Origin of the sequence: Microbacterium sp. NPDC090003, assembly GCF_044748385.1 — a bacterium.
Lineage (GTDB): Bacteria > Actinomycetota > Actinomycetes > Actinomycetales > Microbacteriaceae > Microbacterium.
The window spans coordinates 1,207,597-1,232,296 of sequence record NZ_JBIVFW010000001.1 but is presented as its reverse complement, the minus strand read 5'-3'; the positions used below and the strand labels follow the sequence as shown (position 1 = coordinate 1,232,296).

General features: G+C 68.4%; 20 protein-coding genes. 16 read left to right on the top strand and 4 right to left on the bottom strand.

Going from position 1 to position 24,700, the window contains the following annotated elements; all coding sequences use genetic code 11:
* The first annotated feature begins 5 nt into the window (after positions 1 to 5).
* The 3 genes from ACIPVN_RS05950 (at position 6) to ACIPVN_RS05940 (ending at position 6,391) form a co-directional block, all read left to right on the top strand.
* Positions 6 to 1,121 (top strand): GuaB3 family IMP dehydrogenase-related protein, encoded by a 1,116-nt coding sequence (locus tag ACIPVN_RS05950; RefSeq protein WP_400443322.1) that lies wholly within the window; start codon positions 6 to 8, stop codon positions 1,119 to 1,121.
* A gap of 59 nt (positions 1,122 to 1,180) precedes the next feature.
* Positions 1,181 to 1,933: an SURF1 family protein gene (locus ACIPVN_RS05945; protein WP_400443320.1), complete on the top strand. Its 753-nt coding sequence runs from the start codon at positions 1,181 to 1,183 to the stop codon at positions 1,931 to 1,933.
* A gap of 198 nt (positions 1,934 to 2,131) precedes the next feature.
* On the top strand, positions 2,132 to 6,391 hold the full coding sequence (locus ACIPVN_RS05940) for an ExeM/NucH family extracellular endonuclease (RefSeq protein ID WP_400440741.1): 4,260 nt from the start codon (positions 2,132 to 2,134) through the stop codon (positions 6,389 to 6,391).
* 60 nt (positions 6,392 to 6,451) lie between these two features.
* On the opposite strand, the gene ACIPVN_RS05935 is transcribed toward ACIPVN_RS05940, so the two are convergent.
* A complete protein-coding gene (locus ACIPVN_RS05935; protein ID WP_400440739.1) occupies positions 6,452 to 7,258 on the bottom strand; it encodes a DeoR/GlpR family DNA-binding transcription regulator in 807 nt (268 codons plus the stop codon).
* A 231-nt stretch (positions 7,259 to 7,489) separates the two neighbouring features.
* On the opposite strand from ACIPVN_RS05935, the gene ACIPVN_RS05930 reads away from it, so the two are divergent.
* The 11 genes from ACIPVN_RS05930 (at position 7,490) to ACIPVN_RS05880 (ending at position 19,244) form a co-directional block, all read left to right on the top strand.
* Complete coding sequence (locus ACIPVN_RS05930; RefSeq protein WP_400440736.1) at positions 7,490 to 8,788, top strand: ABC transporter substrate-binding protein; 1,299 nt, start codon at positions 7,490 to 7,492, stop codon at positions 8,786 to 8,788.
* Between the two features lie 82 nt (positions 8,789 to 8,870).
* Positions 8,871 to 9,794 (top strand): carbohydrate ABC transporter permease, encoded by a 924-nt coding sequence (locus ACIPVN_RS05925; protein WP_400440733.1) that lies wholly within the window; start codon positions 8,871 to 8,873, stop codon positions 9,792 to 9,794.
* Positions 9,795 to 9,796: 2 nt separating this feature from the next.
* Positions 9,797 to 10,642 carry a carbohydrate ABC transporter permease gene (locus tag ACIPVN_RS05920; protein ID WP_400440730.1) on the top strand — a complete coding sequence of 282 codons (846 nt, stop codon included), beginning with the start codon at positions 9,797 to 9,799 and terminating at the stop codon, positions 10,640 to 10,642.
* 49 nt (positions 10,643 to 10,691) lie between these two features.
* Entirely contained in the window at positions 10,692 to 11,555 is an 864-nt protein-coding gene (locus ACIPVN_RS05915; RefSeq protein ID WP_336640827.1) for a ketose-bisphosphate aldolase, read from the top strand.
* 35 nt (positions 11,556 to 11,590) lie between these two features.
* Complete coding sequence (locus ACIPVN_RS05910) at positions 11,591 to 12,844, top strand: ADP-dependent glucokinase/phosphofructokinase (protein WP_400440726.1); 1,254 nt, start codon at positions 11,591 to 11,593, stop codon at positions 12,842 to 12,844.
* Complete coding sequence (locus ACIPVN_RS05905; protein WP_400440723.1) at positions 12,841 to 13,821, top strand: class I mannose-6-phosphate isomerase; 981 nt, start codon at positions 12,841 to 12,843, stop codon at positions 13,819 to 13,821. The genes ACIPVN_RS05910 and ACIPVN_RS05905 overlap by 4 nt, the downstream gene beginning before the upstream one ends.
* Before the next feature lie 64 nt (positions 13,822 to 13,885).
* Positions 13,886 to 14,398, top strand: coding sequence for a DUF3817 domain-containing protein (locus ACIPVN_RS05900; RefSeq protein ID WP_400440720.1), 513 nt, complete (start codon positions 13,886 to 13,888; stop codon positions 14,396 to 14,398).
* A complete protein-coding gene (guaA, locus tag ACIPVN_RS05895; protein WP_400440717.1) occupies positions 14,395 to 15,981 on the top strand; it encodes a glutamine-hydrolyzing GMP synthase in 1,587 nt (528 codons plus the stop codon). The genes ACIPVN_RS05900 and guaA overlap by 4 nt, the downstream gene beginning before the upstream one ends.
* An 8-nt stretch (positions 15,982 to 15,989) precedes the next feature.
* Positions 15,990 to 17,375, top strand: a complete 1,386-nt coding sequence (locus tag ACIPVN_RS05890) for a glycosyltransferase (RefSeq protein ID WP_400440715.1) — start codon at positions 15,990 to 15,992, stop codon at positions 17,373 to 17,375.
* A gap of 143 nt (positions 17,376 to 17,518) precedes the next feature.
* A complete protein-coding gene (locus ACIPVN_RS05885) occupies positions 17,519 to 17,944 on the top strand; it encodes a YciI family protein (RefSeq protein WP_400440712.1) in 426 nt (141 codons plus the stop codon).
* Position 17,945: 1 nt separating this feature from the next.
* Positions 17,946 to 19,244 (top strand): RNA polymerase sigma factor, encoded by a 1,299-nt coding sequence (locus tag ACIPVN_RS05880; protein ID WP_400440709.1) that lies wholly within the window; start codon positions 17,946 to 17,948, stop codon positions 19,242 to 19,244.
* Positions 19,245 to 19,304: 60 nt separating this feature from the next.
* On the opposite strand, the gene ACIPVN_RS05875 is transcribed toward ACIPVN_RS05880, so the two are convergent.
* Entirely contained in the window at positions 19,305 to 19,577 is a 273-nt protein-coding gene (locus ACIPVN_RS05875; protein ID WP_247623152.1) for a GlsB/YeaQ/YmgE family stress response membrane protein, read from the bottom strand.
* Between the two features lie 153 nt (positions 19,578 to 19,730).
* Positions 19,731 to 20,642 (bottom strand): Bax inhibitor-1/YccA family protein, encoded by a 912-nt coding sequence (locus ACIPVN_RS05870; RefSeq protein ID WP_400440706.1) that lies wholly within the window; start codon positions 20,640 to 20,642, stop codon positions 19,731 to 19,733.
* 89 nt (positions 20,643 to 20,731) lie between these two features.
* Here ACIPVN_RS05870 and ACIPVN_RS05865 point away from each other — a divergent pair, with 89 nt between their 5' ends.
* Positions 20,732 to 21,718 (top strand): glycerophosphodiester phosphodiesterase family protein, encoded by a 987-nt coding sequence (locus ACIPVN_RS05865; protein WP_400440703.1) that lies wholly within the window; start codon positions 20,732 to 20,734, stop codon positions 21,716 to 21,718.
* Positions 21,719 to 21,725: 7 nt separating this feature from the next.
* Here the strand turns inward: ACIPVN_RS05865 and ACIPVN_RS05860 are convergent, their stop codons facing one another.
* On the bottom strand, positions 21,726 to 22,124 hold the full coding sequence (locus ACIPVN_RS05860) for a YccF domain-containing protein (RefSeq protein ID WP_400440700.1): 399 nt from the start codon (positions 22,122 to 22,124) through the stop codon (positions 21,726 to 21,728).
* 77 nt (positions 22,125 to 22,201) lie between these two features.
* On the opposite strand from ACIPVN_RS05860, the gene ACIPVN_RS05855 reads away from it, so the two are divergent.
* The gene (locus ACIPVN_RS05855; protein ID WP_400440697.1) at positions 22,202 to 24,658 is read left to right on the top strand and encodes an ATP-dependent helicase; all 2,457 of its coding nucleotides are present in this window, start codon (positions 22,202 to 22,204) and stop codon (positions 24,656 to 24,658) included.
* The last annotated feature ends 42 nt before the right edge of the window (positions 24,659 to 24,700 follow it).

The window sequence follows — 24,700 nt, the reverse complement described above, 5'->3', positions numbered from 1 at the left end:
TGACCATGGAGATCGAGCTCGGCCGAGGAAAGCGCGCGCGTCGCGCGTACACGTTCGATGACATCGCGGTGGTGCCCTCGCGGCGCACGCGCAACCCGGAGGACGTGTCGACCGCCTGGACGATCGACGCCTTCGGCTTCGGCATCCCCGTGCTGGGGGCGCCGATGGATTCCGTCGTGAGCCCGCAGACGGCGATCATGCTCGGGCAGCTCGGCGGCCTCGGCGTGCTCGACCTCGAGGGCCTGTGGACCCGGTACGAGAATCCCGAGCCGCTGCTCGCCGAGATCGCCGGCCTCAGCGACTCCCAGGCGACCGTGCGCATGCAGCAGCTGTACGCCGAGCCGATCAAGCCCGCGCTCATCACGCAGCGCCTCGCCGAGATCCGCGAGGCGGGTGTCACCGTCGCAGGATCCCTCACGCCGCAGCGCACCCAGGAGTTCTACGACACGGTCGCCGCGGCCGGGGTCGACCTCTTCGTGATCCGCGGCACCACGGTGTCGGCCGAGCACGTCTCGAGCGACGTCGAGCCCCTCAACCTCAAGAAGTTCATCTACGACCTCGACGTGCCCGTGATCGTCGGCGGTGCGGCCACCTACACCGCCGCCCTGCACCTCATGCGCACGGGCGCGGCCGGTGTGCTGGTCGGCTTCGGCGGGGGAGCGGCGTCGACCACGCGCGCGACCCTCGGCATCCATGCGCCGATGGCGACCGCCGTCTCCGACGTCGCCGCGGCGCGTCGCGACTATCTCGACGAGTCCGGCGGACGCTATGTGCACGTCATCGCCGACGGCGGCGTGGGCACCTCGGGCGACATCGTGAAGGCGTTGGCGATGGGGGCGGATGCCGTCATGCTCGGCGTCGCGCTGGCCCGCGCCACCGATGCGCCCGGTCACGGCTACCACTGGGGCCCGGAGGCGCACCACCCGAAGCTGCCGCGCGGTCGTCGCGTGCAGGTCGGCGGGATCGGCACGCTCGAAGAGATCCTGTACGGTCCTGCTCCCGTGGCCGACGGCACCGCGAACCTCATCGGCGCGCTGCGCAAATCCATGGCGACCACCGGATACTCCGACCTCAAGGAGTTCCAGCGGGTCGAGGTCGTCCTCGCCCCGTACGAAGCCTGATCCTCCCTATCGCCGCCGTGTCGTCCGCCCCGCTGTTCCCCCCGACCCTCCGCGAGGTGATGCTGCGCGGGCGATGGATCGGCATGCTGCTGTTCTGCCTGCTGGTGGCCGGTGTGTTCGCGTGGCTCGGCCAGTGGCAGCTCGAACGGGCGATCGAGACCGACCCGCCCGAGCCGGGCGCGACCGAGCAGGTGCAGCGGCTCGACGAGGTCGTCGCTCCGGGGCAGTACCTCCCGGAGCCGCTCGTCGGGCAGCGCGTCGAGACCTCGGGCACCTGGGTGCCCGGTGACTTCCTCGTCGTCTCGCAGCGGTACAACGACGGCGTCGAGGGCTACTGGGTGACCGGTCAGTTGCGCGTCGCCGAGCGCACCTCGATCGCCGTCGCGATCGGATGGGCGCCCGACCGCGAGAGCGCGGACGCCGCGATCGACGAACTGAACGCCGGTGACGCCGGCGCCGTCGAGATCGCCGGCCGCATCATCTCCGACGAGGGACCGGTCCCGCCGCCGCACGACCAGCCCGACCGGATGAACCGGATGTCGCCCGCCGCACTGCTCAGCTTCTGGCACGACACCGATCAGCTCGACGTGTATCGGCCGTATCTCGCCTCGACCGAGGCATCCGCAGGGCTCGTCGACATCGACTCGCCGGCGCCGAACGAGATGTCGCCGGTCAACTGGCTCAACGTGTTCTATGCCGTCGAGTGGGCGATCTTCGCGGGGTTCGCCTTCTACCTCTGGTACCGCCTGGCGAAGGACGCGTGGGAGCGCGAGGTCGAGGAATTCGAGGACGCCGCAGCGGCGTCCGCCTGATCGACGAACCGACCGACGCCGCCAGGCGCAGTCGGTGAGCAGTCGGTGACCAAACGGCGAACACCATTGAGGATGTCGGACCCTCTCCGTAGGGTCGAAGACATGCGCGCGGTCGGACACACGCTTCGGACGCTCGCACGACAGGCCCCACAAGGGCCCGACGTCACCGAAATCCACAATGTCGAGGAGACCGTTCGCATGTCAGCCCCCCACGACGACGCCCGCACGGGAGTCGATTCGTCAGAATTCCGGAAGCGGGGGCGCGCCGGCGCTCTCGCTCTGACCACCGCCGTCGCATTGACCTTCGGGTCGCTCGCCGCGACCCCCGCCTTCGCCGAGGAGCCCGTCGATCCCCCCGCGTCGTCGAGCACCGAGACGGAGGCACCGGCGACCCCCGCGCCGGACGACACCGCACCCCCCGCACCGGAGGAGGCCCCGTCTACGCCGCCGACCGTCGAGGACGAGGCGGATGACGCGGCCACAGCGCCCGCGCCCGAAGATGCACCGGCGGCTCCCGCGGAGGATGCCGCGGCCGCGAGCACGCCGGCCACCCACACCATCGCCGAGGTGCAGGGCACCGGCGACGTCTCTCCCGTGAACGGGCAGACCGTCACGGTGGAGGGCATCGTCACCGCCGACTACCGCACCGGTGGCTACAAGGGCATCGTGATCCAGACGCAGGGATCCGGTGGTGCCGCAGATGCGACGCCCGGAGCCTCCGACGGAGTGTTCGTCTACCTGAACGCCCTCGCACCGACGCTCGAGATCGGCGACCTCGTCTCGGTCACCGGCAAGGTGAGCGAGTACTTCGGTCAGACGCAGATCTCTCCCACGGCTCTCGCGGGCGTCGAGGTCGTCACGGCGGATGCCGGTCTGCCCGAGGTCACCCCTCTTCCCGACACCGTCGTGGGAGCCGAGCGCGAGCAGTACGAGAACATGCTCGTGGCACCGGCCGGCACCTACCGCCTCGCATCGAGCCACCAGCTCTACAACTTCGGGACGCTGTGGCTGAACGCCGGAGAAGACCTCAACGTCAAGAGCACCGAGACGACGCGTCCGGGTGACGAGGCCGCCGCGATCGCGGCCGCCAACCGGGAGAACCGCATCCTGCTCGACGACGCATGGTCGCTGCAGGTCAACAACAACAACAACCACCCGGGCCAGCAGCCGTACTTCACGACCGACCAGGTCGTGCGCACGGGTGACGTCGTCGACTTCAGCGACGCCGGCTACATCCTGCAGTGGGGCTTCGACGACTGGCGGCTGCAGCCGACCGTCCCGATCGACGACTCCTCTCCCGCCGAGCTCAAGGTCGGCTTCGAGCAGACCAACCCGCGCACCGAGACCGCTCCGGACGTGGGCGGCGACGTGCAGGTCGGGTCGTTCAACGTCTTCAACTACTTCACGACGCTGAAGAGCGAGAACCCCGACGCGCGCGGCGCCGCCGATGCGGCGCAGTTCGCGATCCAGAAGTCCAAGATCGTCGCGGCGATCAACGGCCTCGACGCCGACATCGTCTCGCTCATGGAGATCGAGAACTCGGTCAAGCTCGGCAAGCCGATCGACACCGCGCTCGCCGATCTCGTCGAGGGGCTCAACGACGCGGCGGGCAGCGAGGTATGGGCATTCGTGCCGACGCCCGAGGCTCTGAACGACGCGGCGACGACCGACTACATCACCAACGCGATCATCTACAAGAAGGATGCCGTCTCGCCGATCGGCGACAGCGCGACCGTGACCGACGAGTCGGTGTGGGGCAATGCCCGCGAGCCGATCGCGCAGGCGTTCGACATCGACGGACGGGTCGTGACGGTCGTCGCGAACCACCTCAAGTCGAAGTCCCCGCCCACCGGCGCCGGTGCGGAGCCGGCCGACGGCCAGGGGTTCTTCAACGCCGACCGTGTGGCGCAGGCCGAGGCGATCCTCGACTTCGCCGGCGACCTCGAGGAGTCGACCGGCAGCAGCGACCTGCTGCTGATCGGCGACTTCAACGCGTACGGCAAGGAAGACCCGATCGACGTGTTCACGTCGGCGGGCTGGAGTGACCTCGTCGCCGACAAGACCGACGGGCAGTACACGTACTCGTTCGACGGCGAGCTCGGCTCGCTCGACCACGTGATCGCGTCGCCGTCGCTGACCTCCTCGATCACGGGAGCGGGCGTCTGGGGCATCAACTCCCCCGAGTGGAGCGATCGCGGCTACGCGTTCGGCGCCACCGAGGCGGGGACGCCCTACCGCTCGAGCGACCACGACCCGATCATCGTCGGTGTCTCTTCGGAGATCCCGCCGGTGAGCATCGACGTCGTCACGGTGAACGACTTCCACGGACGCATCGAGGCCGACGGCGCCGCCGCCGGTGCCGCCGTGCTCGCGGGGGCCGTGCAGCAGTTCCGCTCCGAGAACCCGAACACGATCTTCGCGGGAGCGGGCGATCTGATCGGTGCCTCGACCTTCACCTCGTTCATCAACGATGACAACCCCACGATCGACGCGCTCAACGCCGCCGGTCTCGACGTGAGCTCGGCGGGCAACCACGAGTTCGACCAGGGCTGGGAGGACCTGCGCGATCGCGTGCAGGACCGCGCGGACTGGGAGTACATCGCGTCGAACGTCTTCGTGACCGAGACCGGCGAGCCCGCTCTGGCCCCCGCATGGGTGAAGGAGCTCGACGGCGTCAAGGTCGGCTTCATCGGAGCCGTCACCGAGGATCTCGACTCGCTGGTCTCCCCGGAGGGGATCGCCGACCTCGAGGTGCGCAGCATCGCCGACTCCGTGAACGCGGTCGCGGACGATCTGCGCGACGGCGACGAGTCCAACGGCGAGGCCGACGTTATCATCCTGCTCGTGCACGAGGGGGCCGAGAGCACCGACGTCGCGGCGGTCACGCCCGACTCGCCGCTCGGCGAGATCGTGTACGGCGTGGACGACGACGTCGATGCGATCGTCTCGGCGCACACCCACCTCGCCTACAACCACGTCATCGACGGCCGCCCGGTCGTCTCGGCGGGGCAGTACGGCGAGAACCTGGGCCTGATGAACATCCAGGTCGACCCGACCACGAAGGATCTGATCTCGATCACCAACGAGATCAAGCCGCTCACCGCCAACGGGCAGCCGCTCTACCCGGCCGTGCCCGAGGTCGCCGAGATCGTCGCGAAGGCGAAGGCCGAGGCCGACGTGCTGGGCGCGGTCGAGGTCGGACAGATCACGGCGGACTTCAATCGGGCGCGACAGGCGAACGGTTCCGAGAACCGCGGTGGCGAGTCGACCATCGGCAACTTCGTGGCTGACGTGCAGAAGTGGTCGACGGATGCCGACATCGCCCTGATGAACCCCGGCGGTCTGCGAGCGAACCTCGCGTACGCCTCGAGCGGGGCATCCGATCCCGATGGCAACGTCACCTACCGAGAGGCGGCGAACGTGCAACCGTTCGCCAACACGCTCGTGACGCTCACCCTGACGGGGGAGCAGCTCAAGGGTGTGCTCGAGGAGCAGTGGCAGCCCGCGGGCGCGGCGCGTCCGTTCCTGAAGCTCGGTGTCTCGGAGGGGCTCGTCTACACGTACGACCCCACCGCCGCGCAGGGGGCGCGGATCACCTCGATCACGCTCGACGGAACCCCGATCGACCCGACTGCCGAGTACACGGTCGCGGCGAACTCGTTCCTCGCGGCAGGAGGCGACAACTTCGTCACCTTCCGGGAGGGCACCGGCAAGCGCGACACCGGCAAGATCGACCTGCAGTCGATGGTCGATTGGTTCGACGCGAACGGCACCGCGACGCCCGATCAGGCGCAGCGCGCCGTCGGTGTGACCGTCAGCCCGGCGGATGCCGACGGCTACAGCGCGGGCGATCAGGTGACAGTCGCGCTGTCGTCGCTCGCGTTCAGCGCGGGAGAGCCGGCGCCGGGCGAGGTGACGCTCTCGCTGGGCGACACCCCGCTCGCCACGGGTGCGATCGATCCGACGATCGTCGACACGACCGACGAGGTCGGGCGCGCGACGCTCACCTTCGCCGTTCCCGCGGGGGTGACGGGTGAGCAGGCGCTCACCGTATCGGTCCCCTCGACGGGCACGACGGTGCAGGTGCCGTTCACGATCACGGGTGAGGCGGAGTTCTCCGGCACGATCGACCTGGGCTCCTCGAAGGTGACGGCAGGCAAGAAGCTGCAGATCACCGGTGAGGGATACGAGCCCGGCGAGACGGTGACGGTGCAGTTGCGACCGAAGAAGGGCGCGGCGATCGAGGTCGGTACGATCCAGGTCGCGGGCGACGGCTCGTTCGACAGCTCGGTGACCGTTCCGAAGAACACGAAGGCCGGCGATTACACCGTCGCGGTGTCGCAGTCGGACGGAGACGAGGCCACGGCATCCGTCACCGTCAAGAAGGCGAGCACGATCGGCGGGATCATCGGCGGCATCATCGATTGGATCCTCGATCTGATCGGCGGATGGTGGTGACCCCACCCCGCTGAGCGCAGCGGAGGCCGCCGGGAGGGATCCCGGCGGCCTCCGTCGTCATCAGGGGACGAGCACCTGCACATCGGCCTGCGTGAGGGCGGTGGCGATGTGCGGGGGAGGCGGTGCATCCGTGATCAGGTAGTCGGCCCGGTCGAGCTGGGCGATCTGCGCGAAGAACCGGCGCCCGATCTTCGAGGAGTCCGCGAGGATCGCGGTGCGCTCGGCGCGCTGCATCATCTCGGACATCATCGCGGCGTCGCCGAGGTTCGACGCCGAGTACCCGCCCTCGTCGACGGCTCCGACACCGATCAGCGCGAGGTCGCAGCGGATGTCGACCTCCGGGCCGCCGGGCGTCATCGTGAATGTCACGGGACCGGTCGTCGCCTGGGTGATCGAGCGCACGGCGCCACCGAAGACGTAGAGATCGCGGAACGCGGTCGGCGCGAGCTCGGCAGGGATCCGCAGGTTGTTCGTCGCGATCGTCAGATCCTGATGGTTGCGGAGCGCACGAGCGACCGCCAACGTCGTCGTTCCGGCGTTCAGCATCACCACCGAGCCGTCTTCGATCAGGCCGGCGGCGATGCGGGCGATGCGTTCCTTCTCCTCGGTCTGCACGCGCATGCGCACGTCGAGGGCGCGGTCCTTGAGCGGTCCGGTCGCGGAGCTGACGGCGCCGCCGTGGGTGCGCACGAGAACGCCTTCGCGGTCGAGTTGATCGAGATCGCGGCGGATCGTGTCGATCGAGACGCCGAAATGCTCGGCGAGATCGCCGACCGTGACCTGACCCGTCTGTTCGACGTAGCTGGCGAGATCGGCCTTCCTGCCCGCGGGGAGGCGACGACGATGTGCCGGTGCGGATGTTTCCATGCAGTCATCTCTAGCACACGAGAGCGACGAACACCGCAGATTTGTGCAGAAAACTGCATGTGGGGTGCAGGCCTGATTGTTCGCGGGATATGGGTCTTCGACCAGGAAAACCGAGGCGAACTATCCGCATTCATGCTTGACGCGATAGCAAATCCGGGCATAACATGGCTCAAAACCGCATGAACAAGCATTGAAGCGCGTGATGCGGCACGATCTCGAAGAGGAGAAGTGATGAGCACAGTGCGACTGGGGCAGCGACGCACCCGGAACATCGTCGGAGCCGCCGCGGCGGCCGTGACCCTTCTGGCGGTGGCGGGCTGCGCGCCCAGCACCGGCGGCGACAGCGGTGGCGACGGCGGCGACGTGACGATCGAGTTCGCCCAGTGGTGGGAGCCGGAACTGCCCGACGGCGAGTTCCGCGCCCTCATCGACGAGTTCGAGGCGGCGAACCCCGGGATCACGGTCGATCTCGTGAGCGGGCCGTACGCCTCCACCAAGGAGCAGCTGTTCGCGGGAGCTGCGTCGGGCACGATGCCCGACGTCGTCGGTCTCGACGGCGCGTGGGTCAACGACTTCGCCTCGCAGGGTGTCATCGCCGACCTCAGCGCGCTGATGGAGGAGTACGACTACGACGACAGCGAGCTCGCCAGCCAGATCCAGGTCGACGGCAGCACCTACATGATCCCGGTCGTCAACTTCGTGTATCCGATGTTCACGAACGATGCGCTGCTCGCCGAGGCCGGCGTCGATGCTCCGCCCGCCACCCGCAGCGAGTTCGCGGATGCCGCGAAGAAGGTCTCCGCCCTCGGTGGAGACGTCTCCGGGTGGGTGCTCCCGCTCTCGCTCGAAGCGCCGAACGGTGTGCAGAACGACGTCATGTCGTGGGTCTGGGCATCCGGTGGCTCCATGCTGAAGGACGGCCAGCCCGATCTCACCAACGACGACGTGACCTCCGCGGTCGAGTACATCGGCGAGCTGTGGGACGCGGGCGTGATCGCCTCCGGCTCGTTCACGATGAAGGAGCAGGACAAGGTCGAGGAGTTCACCAACGGCCGTGCCGGCATGATGATCGACTCGCTCGCGCACATCAACCTCATCCGCGAGACGAACCCGGACCTCGAGTTCTCGATCTCGGCGATCCCCGCCGAGGACGGGTACGAGGGTGAACGCGGCATCCCCTACGCCTCATGGGGCATCGGCGTGGCCGAGAACTCCGAGCACAAGGAGGCGGCGTTCAAGCTCGTCGAGTTCCTCATGAGTCAGGAGACCAACTCGACGCTGTCGACCATGGCGAAGGCCTTCCCCGGCAACTCGACCTCGGTTCCCGACTTCGTGAACGACGACGAGCTGTTCAAGACCGCGTTCGACATCTATCAGGCCGGCTACCCCGCCAACGAGTTCACCGGACTGCCGGTGGCGGAGGAGCTGATGCGCCAGTTCGGCGAACAGCTGCAGTCCGCGCTCGACGGTCAGCAGTCGATCCCCGATGCGCTCAAGGCGGCGCAGACGTCCTGGGAAGCGGAGTTCTGAGCTCCTCGCCTCCCGCCTGAACGGGGTGCCGCATCGCCGATGATGCGGTGCGGCACCCGACCAACCTAGGAGCCTGCACCTCATGAGCCTGAGAACGACCGACGACACCGAGGTGATCGTCACCGGGGTGCCGCACTCGCGGCGCCGACGGCAACTGCGCAAGACCACCGAGTCGTACGCCTTCCTCTCGCCGACGATCATCCTGCTGTTCGTCCTGATGATCGTGCCGATCGTGATGGTGATCGGATACTCGTTCCAGGACAACGTGATCCTGAACAAGTCGCCCGAGTTCGTCGGAATCGCCAACTACGTCGAGGTGCTCTCCGACCCCCGCTTCTGGAAGGCCACCGGCAACACGATCCTGTTCACGGTCACGAGCGTGCTGGCGCACCTGGTGCTCGGCCTCGCGTTCGCGATGATGCTGAACAGCCCGCTCCTCGGCCGGGTCTCGCGCTCGCTGTTCCGGGCCCTCTACGTCCTGCCGTGGCTGTTCACGGTCGCCGTGATCGCGGTGCTGTGGCGCATGCTCCTGGCCCCGAACGGCGTGATCAACTTCCTGCTCAACACCGACATCGAATGGCTCGCCTCTCCGCAGCTGGCGTTGGGCACCATCATCTTCATCAACATCTGGGCGGGCTATCCCTTCTTCATGGTGAGCCTGCTCACGGGCCTCCAGGGTGTCCCGGCCGAACTGCACGAGGCGGCCACGGTCGACGGTGCCAGCAACGTGCAGCGCTTCTGGAACGTGACGATCCCGCAGCTGCGGCCGATCATCGTGAGTCTCGTGCTGCTCGACCTGATCTGGACCTCGCAGCAGTTCGCGCTCATCTGGATGACCACCGGCGGCGGCCCGATCGACGTCACCGAGGTCCTCAGCACCTTCACGTACAAGCTCGCCTTCGCCAAGTACGACTTCTCGCTCGCCGCCACCTCGGCCGTGCTCGTGCTGCTCATGTCGATGGTGCTCGCCGTCTTCTACGTCCGTCACCAGAAAGCGAGGGACTGATCATGGCGCTCACCGTCAAGAACCGCCGCGTCGTCGCGAAGGGTTCGCTGATGATCGGGCTGATCATCGGAGCCGTCTTCGCCGCCGGACCCGTGCTGTGGATGCTCTCGAGCTCGTTCAAGTCCAACACCCAGATCTTCGAGCTGCCCCCGCGGCTGGTGACCGACACCTTCTCTTTCGACGCGTACATCGCGATCTTCACCAACGCCGAGACGGTGCGGTTCTTCCTCAACAGCTACATCGTCGCGGGGTCGGTCACGGTGCTCACCCTCATCGTCGCGATCCAGGCCGCCTACGCCTTCAGCCGCTTCGACTTCCGGGGCAAGCGCATTCTCAACGTGGTGATCGTGAGCGTGCAGGCCGTGCCGCCCATCACACTGCTGATCCCGTACTTCGGCCTCATGGTCGCGCTCGGCCTCTACAACTCCTATGCCGGGCTGGTCCTCACCTACATGGTGTTCACGCTGCCCTACGCGATCATCATGATGACCGGCTACTTCAACACCCTGCCGCGCGAGCTCGACGAGGCCGTCCGTGTCGACGGCGCCGGGTCGTTCACGGCGCTGTGGCGCATCCTCGTGCCGATCTCGGTGCCGGGCATCGTGTCGGTGGGCATCTACACGTTCATGATCGCGTGGAACGAGTACCTGTTCGCCCTCACCCTCACGCGCACGATCGACATGCGCACGGTGCCCATCGGCATCCAGCTCCTCATGGGTCAGCACTCGTACGAGTGGAACCAGATCATGGCCATGAGCGTGCTCGGATCCATCCCCGTGCTCATCCTCTTCCTCTTCTTCCAGCGCTACTTCATCAGCGGCCTCACGGCCGGCTCGGTGAAGAGCTGACCGCCACCCCTTCCGGGGCCTTCGACCATCACGAAAACAGGAGAAACACGTGCTCTACACCGGAAAATCCATCCTCGACGTCGCCAACGCGCACAACTTCGCGATCCCGGCGTTCAACATCAGCGATTGGGCGATGTTCAACGGAGTCATGGACATCAGCGAGGAGAAGAACGCGCCGGTGATCATCGCGATCCACCCGGACGAGGTCTCGCACATCACGACCGACCTGATCGCGGCGATGCACTCGCGGGCGCACCGCTCGAGCGTTCCCGTGGCGATCCACTGGGACCACGGAGGCAGCTACGAGCAGATGATCACGGCGATCAAGGCCGGGTTCACCTCCGTCATGATCGACGCATCGCTCCTGCCGTTCGACGAGAACGTCGCGCTCACGCGCAAGGTCGTCGAGGCCGCCCACGCGGTGGGCATCCAGGTCGAGGGCGAGCTGGGCACGATCGGCGCGAACGACAGCTATGGCGAGTCGGGCGCAGCGGAGATCATCTACACGAACGTCGACGACGCCGTGCGCTTCGTCGAGGAGACGGGCGTCGACAGCCTGGCGATCGCGATCGGCACCTCGCACGGCCTGTACCCCGCCGAGAAGAACCCCGAGCTGCGCCACGACCTGCTGCAGGAGATCAAGGCTGCGGTCGGCATCCCGCTCGTGCTGCACGGCGGATCGGCGAACCCGGACGCCGAGCTGCGTCGAGCGGTCGAACTCGGCATCAACAAGATCAACATCTCGAGCGACATCAAGGTCTCGTACCACAACCGCATGCGCGAGATCCTCGGTACCGACGAGCGCCTCCGCGAGCCGAACGCGATCCAGCCCGAGCCGATCGCCGCCCTCAAGGCGACCGCTGCTGAGAAGATCGAACTGTTCGGCGCGGACGGCAAGGCCGACCTGTACTGAGCAGCACTGATCTCGACGGGGAGGGCGATCGACGGATGACCGAGGATGTGAACGGGCGACTCGTGCTGGGGCTCGGGGGAACGGTCGACTTCGAACTGCGATGGAACTCCGACGTGGTCGGTCGCCTGGCCCGGGAGCATCGCATCCGGCGGCACGAGCTGACCGCCGCGGCGCCGATCGTCGACGAGCGCTCGCTCCTGGTGGCCGTGCTCGCGTTCGTCGCAGCCGGGACCGGGGCCGAGCGCTTCGTCGAGTCCTCCGAGGTGATCGAGCGCTTCGCCGCGCATTTCGACGTGGCCGTGACGCTCGGTGGCACGGGGGTGCGTGCGGGGCTCGTGCTCGACAGCCTCGGCATCCCGAGCGTGCAGCATCTGGTGAGCATCGACGACAACGTCCGCCGCCTGCTGCCGGAGCGCGTCTCATACGTGTCATCTGCCGAGCGCGACACCCTCGATCCGCACCTGATCGTGCAGTACCCGGTCGGGGCGCAGGTGCGGCTGATCGATGGCGACATCGTCTCCCCGAGCGCGAACCGGCTGATCTTCGCGAACGACCCGCCGAATCGCGAGATGCGTCTCGCCGACGATCTGCCGGCGGCCCTGGCCGGAGCATCCGTGTTCCTGGTGTCGGGCTTCAACACGATGCAGGACCATGACCTGCTCGAGCGCCGGCTCGACGAGCTGCTCGTGGCGCTCGAGTCGCTGCCCGACGATGCGCTGGTGTACTACGAGGACGCGGGTTTCTACACGCGGGCCTTCTCGCACACGGTCCGCGAACGGCTGCTCTCCCGCATCGATGTGTACGGCATGAACGAGGACGAACTGCAGGAGTACCTGGGTCGATCCCTCGATCTGCTCGATCCGACCGACATGATCGCCGCGCTCGCCGTGATCGCCCGCCTGATCCCCGCCCCGGCCCTCGTCGTGCACACCCGGCACTGGGCGATCGCCGTCGGATCTGATGCCGTGCGCCACCGCGCAGCGCTCGAGAGCGCCGTGCGAGTCGCGGCGACCCGCTACCGGCTCGGCGACGGATTCTCGTCGTCGGATGCCGTGGCGACGGCCGCGATGGCGCGGAGCCGACGCGGAGCCGAGCTCGTCGCCGCCGTCGAGCGCGGCATCCCCGGAGCGGTCGGCGTGCCGGCCTTCGCCCTCGACATCGCGGAGCCGACCACGATCGGTCTCGGCGATACCTTCGTCGGCGGGTTCCTGGCTGCGCACGCCGATGCGGATGCCGTCCACGCCGATGCGGATGCCGCGCACGCCGACCTGAATGGAGCCACCCGATGACACCGATCGCCCTGGCCGCGAACAGACCCGCCGAGCGCTTCTACCGCGGTGGTGAGCGTCTCCGTGCGTTCCGCGGCGATCAGGGGTCGGCTCCCCGCGAGCCCGAGGACTGGATCGGATCGGTGACGACGGTTCGCGGCGAGGAGACTCTCGGCCTCAGCACTCTGCCCGACGGGCGGCTGCTGCGCGAGGCGATCGCCGGGGATCCGACGGCCTGGCTGGGGGAGGAGCACGTCCGCCGCTGGGGCGACGACGCGCGCCTGCTCGTCAAGCTGCTCGACGCGGGGGAGCGGTTGCCGGTGCACGCGCATCCGCACGACGACTTCGCGGCAGGGCACCTCGGCCGCGCGCACGGCAAGGCCGAGGCCTGGTACATCCTCGAGGGCGGGACGGTGCACGTCGGTCTGCGGGAGGACGTGTCGGCGGATGCTCTCGCCGACCTGGTCGCTCGACAGGACGTCGACGCACTCCTCGATCTGCTGCACGCGATCGAGGTCGGCCCGGGCGACGTCGTCTGGGTGCCGCCCGGCGAGCTGCACGCGATCGGTGCGGGGGTCCTCCTGCTCGAGCTGCAGCAGCCCGAGGACCTCTCGATTCTGCTCGAGTGGGAGGGTTTCGCGATCGACGGCCCGGGCGAGGGGCATCTGGGTCTCGGGTTCGATCTCGCCCTGACCGCGGTGAACCGTGCAGGGCGCGATCGAGCCGACCTCGACGGACTCGTGCGTGCGGCGCCCCGATCGGGGTCGGTGTTCCCCGCCGCGGCCGACGAGTACTTCCGTCTCGAGCGGGTTCCGGTCGACGGCGAGCCCACGGTACTCGATCCCGGATTCGCGATCGTCGTGGTGGTCGATGGCGAGGTCGCCCTGAACGGTCGGGCGTTCCCCGCGGGATCGACGGTGCTCGTGCCCGCGGCGGCGTCGGAGCGCGCGCTGACGGGCCACGGCGAGGCGCTGATCGCTCGGCCGCCCGCGCCGTGAGGCCGTCGAGCGCGGGCCATCCGCGCCGGATCGAGCGGTGCGGCGCGCCGACTAGACTGGACGCATGCCCGAACCGAAAGTCGCCAGCTTTCCGGCGATCCGCGGTGCGCTGAAGTTCTACCAGATCGCGTCGATCATCACCGGAGTCATGCTGCTCCTGCTGCTGACCGAGATGGTGCTGAAGTACACGCCGATCCACCTCGAACTGTTCCTCGGAGGTTCGGGCGGACCGCTCTGGTTCGCCGGGGTCCTCGCCGGAGCCGACTGCGAGTGGTGGTCGCTGTTCGCCCCCTGGACGAACTCGTGCGAGATGACCTCCCTGGGCGACGGCTTCAACCTGTCACTGGCGATCCTCGTCGCCCACGGCTGGTTCTACGTCGTGTACCTCTTCGCATGCTTCCGCATGTGGAGCCTGATGCGCTGGCCGTTCCCGCGTTTCATCCTGCTCGCGCTCGGCGGTGTGATCCCGCTGCTGTCGTTCTTCATGGAGGCCATCGTGGCCCGTGAAGTCAAGACCTACCTCGCCACCCGCGAGGCCTCAGAGGCCTCCGCTCCCGCCCCGGAAGGTGCCCGTTGACCGAACAGTCCGAGACCCAGCAGCGCCCCGCGCTCGTCGTCGACTTCGGCGCGCAGTACGCGCAGCTGATCGCCCGTCGCGTGCGCGAGGCCGGCGTCTACAGCGAGATCGTGCCGCACACCGCGACCGCCGCCGAGATCGCCGCCAAGAACCCGGTCGCGATCATCCTCTCGGGAGGCCCGTCGTCGGTCTACGAAGAGGGAGCGCCGCGCCTCGATCCCGCGGTGTTCGACCTCGGCGTGCCCACGCTCGGCATCTGCTACGGCTTCCAGTACATGGCCCAGACCCTGGGCGGCGAGGTCGCGAACACCGGCCTGCGCGAGTACGGGGCGACCGATGCCGTCATCACGGGCGACGGCGGGACGCTGCTCGGCGGCCAGCCCGTCGAGCAGAACGTGTGGATGAGCCACGGCGACCAGGTCGCCCGTGCTCCCGAGGGGTTCGACGTGCTCGCGACGACGGACGCGACCAAGGTCGCGGCGTTCGCGAACGAGGACCGTGGCTTCTACGGAGTGCAGTGGCACCCGGAGGTCAAGCACTCCGACCACGGACAGCGCGTGCTCGAGAACTTCCTGCACAAGGGCGCGGGACTCGCCTCCGACTGGAACAGCGACAACGTGATCGCCGAGCAGATCGAGCGCATCCGCGAGCAGGTGGGCGACGCGCGCGTCATCTCGGCGCTCTCCGGCGGTGTCGACTCCGCGGTCTCCACCGCGCTCGTGCACAAGGCGATCGGCGATCAGCTCACCGCCGTGTTCGTCGACCACGGGCTCCTCCGCAAGGGCGAGCGCGAGCAGGTCGAGAAGGACTACGTCGAGTCCACCGGCGTGCGTCTGATCACGGTCGACGCCGCAGAGACCTTCCTCGGCCACCTGAAGGGTGTCACCGACCCCGAGGAGAAGCGCAAGATCATCGGACGCGAGTTCATCCGCGCGTTCGAGAAGGTGCAGCTCGATCTGGTCGCCGAGGCGAAGGCCTCGGGCGGCGCCCCGGTCAAGTTCCTCGTGCAGGGCACGCTCTACCCCGACGTCGTCGAGTCCGGCGGCGGTGCGGGCACGGCGAACATCAAGTCGCACCACAACGTGGGCGGCCTGCCCGACGATCTCGACTTCGAGCTGATCGAGCCGCTGCGCGCGCTCTTCAAGGACGAGGTCCGGGCGATCGGGCGCGAGCTCGGCATCCCCGAGGCGATCGTCGGCCGCCAGCCGTTCCCCGGCCCCGGCCTCGGCATCCGCATCATCGGCGAGGTCACGGCCGACCGCCTGGAGATCCTTCGCGAGGCCGACGCCATCGCCCGCGAGGAGCTCACCAAGGCGGGGCTCGACCAGGAGATCTGGCAGTGCCCCGTCGTGCTCCTCGCCGACGTGCGCTCGGTGGGCGTGCAGGGCGACGGCCGCACCTACGGGCATCCGATCGTGCTGCGTCCCGTCTCGAGCGAGGACGCGATGACGGCCGACTGGACGCGTCTGCCGTACGACGTGCTCTCCAAGATCTCGAACCGGATCACCAACGGCGTGCGCGACGTCAACCGCGTGGTGCTCGACGTCACGTCGAAGCCGCCGGGGACGATCGAGTGGGAGTAGGGGAGACGATGCTCCCCGAGTCGGCGCCGGTCCTGCCGGACGCCGAGTACCTGGTGCTGTCGAGCCGGCTCATCCCCGACCTCGACGGCGGCTACACGATCGCGACGCTGTCGCGCGCCCGGCAGCTGGCCGCTGCGGGCGTGGCGGAGGGGCGCGGTCCGCAGCTGCTCACCTTCGATCCGGGTACCGCGGCCGACCACGCGCAGCACCGGGAGACGTTCGTCTCGCGCGGTGCGCTGATCGACGCCTCCCGCCTGCGCAATCTCTTCGATGAGGCCGTCGACGCCGAGGGCGGGGCCGCCGCCTGGTTGCGCTCGGCCGCCGACCCCGCTCTGGTCGCGAACGCGGGGGTCGAGTACCGCACGATCGTGGACGCCGAGGGGCGGCCGTTCGCCGCGCTCCCGGTGATCCCGGGCGATCCCGACTGGCACCTGAGCATCGAGCCGGTGCAGATCTTCGACGCGGACGGTGAGGTCGCCGGTGGCGTCGTCGGATTCGGCGGACTGTACCGCGCGTGGCTGTCGCACCTGGCCGCGGGCCTCGGCGACCGCCCGATCGTGGTCATCTGCGAGTCGCGCCAGCTCGGCGAGCTCATCGTGGGGTGGCAGGATCCGCGCGTGCGCATCCTCCACACGATCCACACCATCCACCTCGAGGCTCCCTACACGGCGGATGCCCCGACCAACGCGCTGTGGACGCGCTGGTTCGCCCTCTCCGACCGCTTCGATGCCGTGATCTGGCCGACCGCGACGCAGCGTGACGACGTGGTGGCCCGCTTCGGCACGGCTGCGCGCAACGAGACCGTGCCGAACCCGATCGCAGCCGTCGCGCGCCGCGACGATCTGCGGGAGCCGGGACTGGTCGTGGTGCTCGGTCGCCTGGCCCCGGGGAAGCGCGTCGATCAGGCCATCCGCGCGTTCCTCGCGGCCGACGTGCCCGGAACCCGCCTCGAGATCTGGGGTGGCGGACCGGAGCAGGGACGCCTGACCGCTCTCATCGATGAGCTCGGTGCGGCGGATCGTGTGGTGCTCGCCGGATACACCGACGATCCGGGCCGCGTTCTCGACCGGGCCTCGGTCGTCCTCACCGCCACGGCCTTCGAAGGGCAGCCGCTGTCGATCGTCGAGGCGCTGCTGCACGGAGCGCCGGTCGTGTCGTACGACGTGCGCTACGGCATCCGCGACGTCCTGGGCGCGGGCGGGGGAGTGCTCGCTCCGAGCGGCGATGTCGAGGCGTTGGCCGCTGCCCTGCGCGGCGTGCTCGCCGACCCCGCGCTGCTCGCGCGGCTGAGCGCCGAGGCTCCTGAGGTGGCCGCGGCGTGGAGCCCCGAGAAGTCGCTGAGCGCTCTCACCGCCGTTATCGACGCCGCCGTGCGTCGGCCGCCGCGGCGCTGAGCACACCCTGAGAAGAACGGGCGAGAAGAACGCGCGAGAAGGAATCTCGAAGAATTCCGGATCGCTTGTCGATCCGACGCATTCCCGTTCGACGTCTTTGATGAGAGGGTCGAGACACGATCCCATCGATCAAGGAGAACACCATGAAGTACATGCTCATCATGCGCGCGACCGACGAGGCCGTCGAGGCGTACAAGGAGATCCCCTTCGAGCAGGTCATCGAGGCGATGGGAAAGTACAACGAGTCCATGATCAAGGCCGGCGTGCTGGCCGCGGGTGAGGGCCTCACCGATGCCGCGGAGGGCTTCGTCGTCGACTTCAGCGCCGAGACCCCGCTCATCACCGACGGCCCCTACGGTGAGACCAAGGAGCTGTTCAACGGATTCTGGATCCTCGAGGTGTCGAGCCGTGAGGAGGCCGCCGAGTGGGCGAGCCGTGCACCGCTCGGACCCGGATCGTTCCTCGAGGTGCGCCGGGTGACCGACGCCTCGGACTTCCCCGCCGACAACGAGTGGATCGAGAAGGAAGCCGGCTGGCGCGAGGGGCAGGCGCAGCGCGCCCAGCAGTGAGATGACGCTGTCCTCCGACGATGCGACGGTGCGTCCCCTCCTCTCACCGGGAACGGCGGAGCGCACCGTCGCCGCGGTCTGGCGCATCGAGTCGGCGAAGATCGTCGGCACGCTCGCCCGCATGGTCGGCGACTTCGGGTGGGCGGAGGACCTCGCCCAGGAAGCACTGCTCGACGCGCTGCGGCAGTGGCCGGTCGAGGGTGTGCCCCGCAACGGCGCCGCCTGGTTGACGGCCGTCGCGAAGCGCCGGGCGATCGACGGATGGCGGCGGCGGGAGCGCCTCGACGATCGCATCGCCGTGCTCGCCCACGACCTGGAGCGCGACCACGCCGAGCGGGCCGATGGCGTGCCCTGGGATCCGGACGCCGTCGACGACGACGTGCTCCGGTTGATGTTCATCGCCTGCCACCCGGTGCTGTCACGGGAAGCCCAGGTGGCTCTGACCCTGCGCGTGGTCGCGGGACTCTCGAACGAGGAGATCGCTCGCGCCTTCCTGATTCCCACCGCGACCGTGCAGCAGCGCATCGTGCGGGCGAAGAAGACGCTGGCCGCGGCGGGGGTTCCGTTCGCCACTCCTCCTCGCGAGGAGCACACCGTCCGTCTCGGGGCGCTCCTCGGCGTCGTGTACCTGATCTTCAACGAGGCGCACGCGGCGAGCAGCGGGCCGGAATGGATGCGGCCGGACCTCGCCGACGAGGCGATCAGGCTGGGTCGTGTGCTGGTCGGGCTGATGCCCCGCGAGCCGGACGCGCTCGGGCTGCTCGCGCTGATGGAGCTCACCGCGGCGCGATTCCCGGCGCGGACCGACGGGCGGGGTGTTCCGGTGCTGCTCGGCGACCAGGATCGTCGACTGTGGGACCGTAGCCGGATCGCGCGAGGACGCGCGGCGCTCGCGCGGGCGGATGCCGTCGGCCGGGGCCGTGGCGCCTATGGACTGCAGGCGGCGATCGCCGAGTGCCATGCTCGCGCTCCGTCGATCGAGGAGACCGACTGGGATCAGATCGTCGTGCTCTACGAGGCGCTCGGTCGGCTCGCGCCGTCTCCCGTCGTCGAGCTCAACCGCGCGGCGGCCGTCGCGATGGCCACAGGGCCCGCCTCGGCGCTCGAGGTCCTGGATCGGCTGGAGGCATCCGGGGCTCTGCGCGGTTACCACCTGCTCCCGGCGACGCGGGCCGAGATGCTCCGCCGCCTCGGGCGGGAGGACGAGGCGCGCAGTGAGTTCGCGACGGCCGCGGCCCTCGCCCGCAACGACCGCGAACGTGCCCTGCTCGCGGCGAAGTCGCGCGGTGACCGGACATGACTTCGCCCCCACCGGGAGCCGGAGGGGGCGAAGCGCCGCGATCAGCGGGTCAAGCGGGGATCACGCCTTGCTGCGGCTGCCACGACCGACGATCAGGCCGTAGATCAGCAGCACGATGATCGATCCGCCGATGGCGAGGAGCCACGTGCCCAGATCCCAGAACTCGGTGAGCGGGCGGTTGAGGATCAGTGAACCGAGCCACCCGCCCAGCAGAGCGCCGACGACGCCCAGCAGCAGAGTGATGAACCATCCACCGCCCTGCTTGCCGGGAAGGATTAGTTTCGCGATGGCCCCGGCGATGAGACCGAGAAGAAGAAAGCCGAGAAAGCTCATGATGACCTCCTGTGTGCAGACGAGGTTCGTCTGATGTCTCGATTGTGCTCTCTCAGGAAGCTTTCAGGAAACCCCTTGCGCCGCGGGGCCGAACATGGCAGGAGGCCCGCCTCCGGTGGGAGACGGGCCTCCTGAGCGACAGGCGACGAAGCGTCAGTTGTTGCCGCGGACGATCGCGATGATCCGCAGGATCTCGACGTACAGCCAGACGACCGTGACCATGATGCCGAACGCGCCGAGCCAGCCGTACACGCGGGGAGCGCCGTTGCGCACACCCTGCTGGACCTGGTCGAAGTCGAGCACGAGCGAGTACGCGGCCATGATGACCACGAGAACACCGATGATCAGCCCGAGCGGGATGCCGGCGATCGTCGCGCTGTAGAGGCCGAACGCCTGGCTCGGGGGCAGCACGCCCGTCCACATGAGCACGAGGTTGAGAAGCGAGAAGACCAGGTAGCCGACCATCGCGACCATGAAGATCTTGGTGGCCTTCTTCGACGCGCGGATCTTGCCGCTGGCGAAGAGGGCGAGGGTCACGCCGACGACCGAGATCGTGGCGAGCGTGGCCTGGAGCACGATGCCCGGGTAGATCACCTCGAAGAACGCCGAGATGCCACCGATGAACAGCCCCTCGAGTGCGGCGTACGCGAAGATCAGCGCCGGACGCACCTTCTTCCGCGAGGTGAAGGTGATGACCATCGCGAGCACGAAGCCGCCGAGCGCGCCGATCATCCACGGTACGAGCGAGACGGTCGAGAACGAGTTGATGTCGGTGCCGCCGAGCGTCCACACCCAGCCGATGGCCGCGGTGACGAGGAGGATGCCGAACAGGCCGGCCGTCTTCCAGACGGTGTCCTCGACGGACATGCGGTCGGTCTCGATCGAGCCCGCCGGCGGAGCCGCGTACATGCCCTCGAGCTGCGCGTTGGCCGCCGCGTCGACGGTGGCGTGCTGGAACGATGCGGCCTGGGCTCCCTGAGCACCCTGCGGTGCGCCGGGGTAGGTCGCGACATTGCGCGGATCCTGCTGCTTGAAAGCAGGGTTGTTGAATGCGAAGTTGCTCATGGTGGGCCTCACTCCAGAAGGGTGTCGTAGGTCGCTTTCCTCCACGATACCGGCGTGGGGCGCGCGGTGGGGTGTTCTACGCTGAGAGCGTGCCCAGGAAATCGCCCCTCGTCATCGGACACCGGGGCGCGCCCGGCTATCGACCGGAGCACAGCCGGTCCTCCTACGAGCTGGCACTCGCGATGGGGGTGGATGCCGTCGAGCCCGACGTCGTCGCGACGAAGGACGGCGTGCTGGTCGTGCGCCACGAGAACGAGATCTCGGGCACGACCGATGTGGCGGAGCATCCGGAGTTCGCCGATCGACGCACCACCAAGCGGGTCGACGGGCAGGCGCTGACGGGCTGGTTCACCGAGGATTTCACCTGGGATGAGCTCTCGGCACTCCGCGGACGCGAGCGTCTGCCGGAGCTGCGTGCCACGAGCGCGAGCTTCGACGGAGGGCAGCCGATCCTGCGCCTCGTCGATCTGCTCGACCTCGTGCGGCGCGGGTCCGTCGAGCACGGGCGCGAGATCGGTGTGGTGCTCGAAGTCAAGCACGCCACGTACTTCGCGAGCATCGGTCTCGACCTGGTGCCGCTGATCGAGCGCGATCTGCGCGCGGCAGGCTGGGCCGGCGGCGAACTGCCGCTGATCATCGAGTGCTTCGAGCAGACCGTGCTGGGGCAGCTGCGGGCCCGGGGCATCCCCGCCACCTACATCTATCTGATCGAATCGTCCGGCCGCCCCTACGACCAGCTCGTCGCGCACGGCAAGAGGGCGCTCACCTACAAGGCGACGGTCTCGCCGCGGGGACTCGACGGCCTGATCGGTGCGGTCGACGGCATCAGCGTGAGCAAGAAGATGCTGCTCGCCCCCGGCAACACGATCGTCGCCGACGCGCATGCACGCGGCCTCCAGGTCTTCACCTGGACCTGCCGACCCGAGAACGCCTTCCTCTCGCCCGAGTTCCGCGGCAACGGCGGCAAGGGCGCCTTCGGCGACTACGAGGCGGAGTGGGATGCGATCGCGCGCCAGGGCGTCGACGGGGTCTTCGTCGACCACCCCGACCTCGGCGTGGGATTCTTCCGCGGCTGACGTCCCGTCAGAGCGTGCGGTCGAAGGCTCCCCGGCGGGTCGAGACGATCTCCTTGCCCAGCGGCATGAGCGACACCGGGACCATCTTGAAGTCCGCGATGCCCATCGGGATACCGATGATGGTGATGCACAGCGCGAGCCCCGAGACGATGTGCCCCAGGGCGAGCCACCATCCCGCGAGGATCACCCAGAGGATGTTGCCGAGGAGAGATCCGACGCCGGCGGTGGGTCTGCCGACCACCTCGCGCCCGAAGGGCCAGATGGCGTAACGGGCGATGCGGAACGACGCGATCGCCCAGGGGATCGTCACGATGGGGATGCACAGCAGCAGGCCGGCGAGCACGTAGCCGAGGAACAGGGCCCATCCGGCGAGGATGACCCAGATGATGTTGAGGAGCGTGCGCATGAGCCGATTGTGCCACCCGATGATGTGCGCTTCCGGGGGAGGGCGGTGTCGGTGACGCCGCCTAGACTCGGAGAGCCATGACCGAAGCTCCTCTCATCGTTCCCGGAACCGCCGGCCCGCAGGGTCAGGACGACCTCCTCGCCGGCCTCAACCCGCAGCAGCTCGAAGCCGTCACCTACCGCGGCCCCGCGCTGCTCATCGTCGCGGGTGCCGGATCGGGCAAGACGAGCGTGCTCACCCGTCGGATCGCGTCACTGCTGCGCAGCCGCGAGGCATGGCCCAGCCAGATCCTCGCGATCACCTTCACCAACAAGGCGGCGGGCGAGATGCGCGAGCGGGTCGAGGGCCTGATCGGCGATGCGGCGCGCGGCATGTGGATCTCGACGTTCCACTCGGCGTGCGTGCGCATCCTGCGGCGCGAGGCGCAGCAGTTCGGGTTCACGAAGTCGTTCACGATCTACGACTCCGGCGATTCCCGCGCGCTCATCAAACGCCTGGTCAAGGAGCACGAGGCCGACGCGTTCGGTCTGACCCCCGCATCCGTGCAGTCGCGCATCTCGAAGCTCAAGAACGAGCTGTCGGATGCCGAGTCGTACGCGCGGCAGGCCAACATGTCGGATCCGGCCGAGCGGATCTTCGTCGAGGTGTTCGCCGACTACCAGCGCCAGCTGCAGAAGGCGAACGCCTTCGACTTCGACGACCTGATCGGGCAGACGGTCTACCTCTTCCGCGCCTTCCCCGAGGTGGCCGACACGTATCGCCGCCGGTTCCGGCACATCCTCGTCGACGAGTACCAGGACACGAACCACGCGCAGTACGCGCTCATCCACGAGCTCACGCGGCCTCTCGCCTCGTCGTCGGCACCCGATCCGTATGCCTCGAACGGCATGATGATCTTCGAGCCGGAGCCCGAGACGACGAACGCCGACACGGCCGGAGCCTCGCTCACGGTGGTCGGCGACTCCGACCAGTCGATCTACGCGTTCCGCGGCGCGGACATCCGCAACATCAGCGAGTTCGAACGCGATTTCCCCGGGGCGCGCGTGGTTCTCCTCGAGCAGAACTACCGTTCGACGCAGAACATCCTCTCGGCGGCCAACGCGGTGATCGGCAACAACTTCGACCGTAAAGAGAAGAAGCTCTGGAGCGACCGGGGCGAGGGCGACAAGATCATCGGCTTCACCGGCTACTCGCAGCACGACGAGGCGCAGTTCGTGGCCGACGAGGTCGAGGCGCTGCACCGCGCCGGCATGCCGTACTCCGAGATGGCGGTCTTCTACCGCACGAACTCCCAGTCGCGTGCTCTCGAGGAGATCTTCATCCGGTCGGCGGTGCCGTACAAGATCATGGGCGGTACCAAGTTCTACGAGCGCGCGGAGATCAAGGACGCGCTGGCGTACCTCGTGGCGGTCGCGAATCCCGCCGATGAGATGGCGGTCCGCCGCATCCTCAACAAACCGCGTCGCGGCATCGGCGATGTGACCGAGACGGCCATCGCCCGCTTCGCGGAGGAGCAGGGGATCACGTTCCGCGACGCCCTCTCGATGCCGGCGCAGCTCGGCTTCGGGCCCAAGATCCAGGCGGCGATCGCGCAGCTCGATGCCGTGCTCACCGAGGCGACGGCCCTCATGCTGCCGCCGACGGGCGAGGTGCCGGCTCCGACGACCGTGGCCGACGGTCTGAGCCTGCTGCTCGCCAAGAGCGGTTACCTCGATGCGCTGCGCGCCAGCCGCGATCCGCAAGACGAAGCGCGCGTCGAGAACCTCGACGAGTTCGTCGCCGTCGCCCGCGACTTCGCACGCAACAACCCCGAGGGCACGATCGTCGACTTCCTCACCGATGTGGCGCTCGTGGCGGATGCGGATGACCTCGATGACGAGTCGGGCACGGTGTCGCTCATGACGATGCACACCGCCAAGGGCCTCGAGTACGACGCGGTCTTCGTCACGGGCGTCGAGGAAGACCTCATCCCCCACCGCATCTCGGCCGGCGAGCCCGGTGGTCCGCAGGAGGAGCGCCGGCTCTTCTACGTCGGCATCACCCGTGCTCGCAAGCGCCTGCACCTGTCGCTGGCGATGACCCGGGCGCAGTTCGGCGAGGTGACCGTCGCGATGCCGAGCCGATTCCTGCAGGAGATCCCGGTGGCTCTGATCGACTGGCGCCAGTCGCCGGGAGACGTCAACTCCCGCGGCGGCATGCAGTCGCGCGCTCTCAATGCGCGCCGCCCGGGCGGATTCGGGGGATCGGGTTCCGGCTCCGGCGATCGCTTCGGAGTCAAGCCGTTGCCCGGTCGCGATTCGCTCAAGCCGCTCTCGACCGCCATGGATCGCTTCCCGAACCGTGTCACGGCCAAGGTGCGCGACAACGGCGACCTCGAACTCACCGCAGGTGACCGCATCCGCCACGTCGACTTCGGCGAGGGCCGCGTCGACGCCGTCACCGGTGAAGGCGCCAAGCGCATCGCACACGTGCGATTCGACACCGCCGGGCAGAAGAAGCTCCTCATCAAGGTCGCACCGATCGAGAAGATCTGACGGCACCGGGCACGCGCCGCGGAGGGCGAAGCCGCGGAGGGT

Coding starts and splice junctions, on each gene's coding strand:
- ACIPVN_RS05950 (WP_400443322.1), top strand. CDS start 6: ATGGAGATCGAGCTCGGCCGAGGAAAGCGCGCGCGTCGCGCGTACACG.
- ACIPVN_RS05945 (WP_400443320.1), top strand. CDS start 1,181: ATGCTGCGCGGGCGATGGATCGGCATGCTGCTGTTCTGCCTGCTGGTG.
- ACIPVN_RS05940 (WP_400440741.1), top strand. CDS start 2,132: ATGTCAGCCCCCCACGACGACGCCCGCACGGGAGTCGATTCGTCAGAA.
- ACIPVN_RS05935 (WP_400440739.1), bottom strand. CDS start 7,258: ATGGAAACATCCGCACCGGCACATCGTCGTCGCCTCCCCGCGGGCAGG.
- ACIPVN_RS05930 (WP_400440736.1), top strand. CDS start 7,490: ATGAGCACAGTGCGACTGGGGCAGCGACGCACCCGGAACATCGTCGGA.
- ACIPVN_RS05925 (WP_400440733.1), top strand. CDS start 8,871: ATGAGCCTGAGAACGACCGACGACACCGAGGTGATCGTCACCGGGGTG.
- ACIPVN_RS05920 (WP_400440730.1), top strand. CDS start 9,797: ATGGCGCTCACCGTCAAGAACCGCCGCGTCGTCGCGAAGGGTTCGCTG.
- ACIPVN_RS05910 (WP_400440726.1), top strand. CDS start 11,591: ATGACCGAGGATGTGAACGGGCGACTCGTGCTGGGGCTCGGGGGAACG.
- ACIPVN_RS05905 (WP_400440723.1), top strand. CDS start 12,841: ATGACACCGATCGCCCTGGCCGCGAACAGACCCGCCGAGCGCTTCTAC.
- ACIPVN_RS05900 (WP_400440720.1), top strand. CDS start 13,886: ATGCCCGAACCGAAAGTCGCCAGCTTTCCGGCGATCCGCGGTGCGCTG.
- ACIPVN_RS05890 (WP_400440715.1), top strand. CDS start 15,990: ATGCTCCCCGAGTCGGCGCCGGTCCTGCCGGACGCCGAGTACCTGGTG.
- ACIPVN_RS05885 (WP_400440712.1), top strand. CDS start 17,519: ATGAAGTACATGCTCATCATGCGCGCGACCGACGAGGCCGTCGAGGCG.
- ACIPVN_RS05880 (WP_400440709.1), top strand. CDS start 17,946: ATGACGCTGTCCTCCGACGATGCGACGGTGCGTCCCCTCCTCTCACCG.
- ACIPVN_RS05875 (WP_247623152.1), bottom strand. CDS start 19,577: ATGAGCTTTCTCGGCTTTCTTCTTCTCGGTCTCATCGCCGGGGCCATC.
- ACIPVN_RS05870 (WP_400440706.1), bottom strand. CDS start 20,642: ATGAGCAACTTCGCATTCAACAACCCTGCTTTCAAGCAGCAGGATCCG.
- ACIPVN_RS05860 (WP_400440700.1), bottom strand. CDS start 22,124: ATGCGCACGCTCCTCAACATCATCTGGGTCATCCTCGCCGGATGGGCC.
- ACIPVN_RS05855 (WP_400440697.1), top strand. CDS start 22,202: ATGACCGAAGCTCCTCTCATCGTTCCCGGAACCGCCGGCCCGCAGGGT.